We start from the raw sequence: 3,266 nt of genomic DNA on the forward strand, positions 1-3,266 counted from the left end.
ATAATCTCTAGTAGATTTAGCACGTCTATCAGATAATTTCATATTGTATTTATCACGACCACGGCTATCGGTATGCGATTCAATTTTAATAACCATATTTGGGTGTTTACGCATCACATCTACAATATTTTCGAGTTCATACTCAGCATCCGTTCTAATGTTTGCTTTATCAAAGTCAAAGAAAATAGGGTTGATTACGATTTGATTGTCAATAATAAGCGGTTCTAACGAAAGATCTTCTACATTAGACTTTTCATTTTCATCTGTAGTTTGTACTGTTTTTTGATCGTCTTTATAATCTTGTTTACTACCAACGACGGTAAAAGTGCTTTCACAAAGTACTCCTTCAAATCTATAAGCACCTTGGCTATCCGTAGTTTTTTCTTGCAAGACTTTACCATCTTTATCAATAAGACGTACTGTTACATCAGGTAATACTTCATTAGTTCTTTTATCTCTAGCAACACCTTCAACAACTTGCTCACATAAATAAGCATTAAACCCATAGATATCATCACTACCTTTACCGCCTTCTCTGTTAGACGAAAGATAGCCTTCTTTAGTATCAGAATTAAAGATATAGGCAAAGTCATCATAACCAGAATTATAAGGCTCGCCTAAGTTTTCACTTTTAGCTTCAGAATCATTAAGGATATTAGATTTGTAAATATCTAAAAGTCCAAAATTTAATAATCCATCAGAGGAGTAGTATAAGGTACCATCTTTACTAATAGACGGGAAAGATTCACGACCAGCAGTATTTACATTTTCCCCAAGATTCCTAGGTGTTGAATACGTGCCATCATCATTAATGTCAACCACATATAAATCCGATGCACCAAACCCACCTTCACGATCCGACGAGAAGTACAATTGTTTGTTGTCAGGACTTAGAGTAGGGAAAGCAGTACTAAAAACTTCATCATTAAAAGGCAACTCAATAATATCTTTCCAAGTATTATCAATTAAAGTTGCTTTATAAATCTTTAAATGGGTTGTCCCTTTTCTATCATATTCTAAACGGTTGCGTTTAGTGACATTATCTCTAGTAAAGTAAATAGTATTACCGTCATTAGTAATTGCTACAGAAGATTCGTGATAATCTGTATTAATCTTACTAGCACTAATCTTTTGAGCATTAGAAAAACTTACATTTTTACCATTTCGTTTGATCGAAGATTGGTAGATATCTAAAAACGGCTCTTGGTTCCAATCGTATAACTCATTACTGGCATCTCTAGCAGAGGCAAAGTACATGGTTTGTCTATTGACATAAGCACCAAAGTCTGAATATTTAGAATTGATATCTAAATTATTGAGTTTAATGATAAGACGCTCATCAACTTCAGGTGAAATTTTATAGACATCAAAATCATCATGAATGAACTTTTCCATACTCTGATCAGCATCTTGTTTAGCTTTAAGTGTACTTGCCCACTGAGTAGCATCATCATAGCGTTTAACACTAACAAGCGACTGTATATACTTGTAAATGTATTCAGAATCTAACTTGTCACTATATTTATCTACAGCTAATTGATACCAATAGGCAGATTTTTCAGTTTTACCATTATTGTAATAAGCATCTCCAAGCCTTGTTAAGACATGTTGAGAGCTATCGCCTTTTTGCACTGCTAATTCATAGAGTTCAATGGCTTTAATATATCCATAGTTTTTAAAGAACTTATCGGCTAACTTCTTTTGTGCAAAGTTTGACGAAAAGCACAGAGTAAAGAATAAAAGTAGTAATCTTGTTTTCATAATAGTTTGCTTTATTAGAAGTATCTAGGTGATTTAATTCTTGTGCTTTTAAAGACCTCAAATATAAGTAAGACTTCGTGTGTTCCTGTAGTTGCAAAACGTATATCCGATAAAGGATATTCGTAAGCGTAACCAACCCTTAATTGTTTAGAGACTTGGAAATCAGCAATACCACCAAGCGATGCTGCTTGACGATTAATACGGTAACTACCACCTAACCAAAACTTATCTAAAAATAAGAAATTGGCAGAGATATCAAAAGATATAGGCGCTCCATTAGTAGCTTTTAAAAGCACTGAAGGTTTAAACTTAGTGTTTGGGCTAATATCGAATACATAGCCTGCAGTTCCATAATAACTTAAACGCTCTAGTTCTTCAAAATCACCTTCACCACTAAAATCAGAACGTAATATTCTAGGACTAGAAAGACCTACATACCAACGCTCGCTATGCCAATATAGCCCAAGACCAAAGTTAGGTTTCCAACGGTCTTGGAACCCAAAAATCACAGGATCTTGAGCTTCAGCAGCTTGAAAATCACTATCTAATGTATAACTAGTAAATCCAGCTTTTAAACCAAAGGCTAATTTAGAGTTCTCACCAGTTTGAATGGTGTATGAGAAGTCTCCATATAAATATGAGAAATTCTCAAACCCTAATTCATCATTAATGAAAGAGAATCCTATCCCTACTTTTTCGTTTTTAAGCGGAGTGTGCAGAGATAGTGTTTGCGTTTGAGGCCCACCTTCAAGTCCAACCCATTGGCTTCTATGTAAACCTACCGCACTAAATGTCCCTCTACTACCGGCATATGCAGGATTAATAGATATGGTATTAAACATAAATTGGGTAAACTGCGGAAGCTGTTGAGCAAAGGTTACTGAACTGGTCAGTACCATAAATGCGACAATGTAAATTTTATTTAACTTCATAGGTATCAGTTTTTACTTTTTATTCATTAGTTGCGATATAGATTGGCCCATTGATAGGGGCAAATCCACTGCCTCTTAGATTAATAATATAATAGTATGTTCCAGTAGGTAAGAAATTAGAATTACCTACAGATCCACTTGGTGCTTGACCGCTCCAATCGTTTTGATAGTTATTGCTTTCAAAGACTTCAGCACCCCAACGGTTAAAGATTTGCACATTAATTTCAAATCCACAACCTTCTATACCAGTCACTTCAAAGAATTGATTGTATTGATCACCATTAGGTGTTATTGTTCTTGAGATTTCAACATCAGACAGATTACAAGGTAATACAATACAATCATCATTTAATGTAATAATAACATCAACACTAGTTGCACAGTCACCTTCTACAGTATAAGTGAATACATAATCACCTAAATCTTCATCATTGAATGTTAAAGGGTTGTTATCCCCATCGTTATTAGCAACATCAGTTGGATTAAAGAAACTACCATTAACTATAGTTGCATTACCAGAAGACACCGTCCATGTACCACTTGTATCTACATCTCCAGTAAGTGCAGAGAATA

General features: G+C 34.5%; 3 protein-coding genes. All 3 read right to left on the bottom strand.

The window, feature by feature from the left end; genetic code table 11:
• Positions 1-1,761 (bottom strand): OmpA family protein (locus tag K8Z87_RS13670; protein WP_227478137.1); only part of this gene is annotated, 1,761 nt, incomplete at its 3' end.
• Between the two features lie 14 nt (positions 1,762-1,775).
• Positions 1,776-2,693 (bottom strand): PorP/SprF family type IX secretion system membrane protein, encoded by a 918-nt coding sequence (locus tag K8Z87_RS13675; RefSeq protein WP_227478138.1) that lies wholly within the window; start codon positions 2,691-2,693, stop codon positions 1,776-1,778.
• A gap of 19 nt (positions 2,694-2,712) precedes the next feature.
• Positions 2,713-3,266 (bottom strand): gliding motility-associated C-terminal domain-containing protein (locus tag K8Z87_RS13680; protein ID WP_227478139.1); only part of this gene is annotated, 554 nt, incomplete at its 5' end.

The sequence above is a fragment of the Winogradskyella immobilis genome (assembly GCF_021887715.1).
Taxonomy (GTDB): Bacteria; Bacteroidota; Bacteroidia; order Flavobacteriales; family Flavobacteriaceae; genus Winogradskyella; species Winogradskyella immobilis.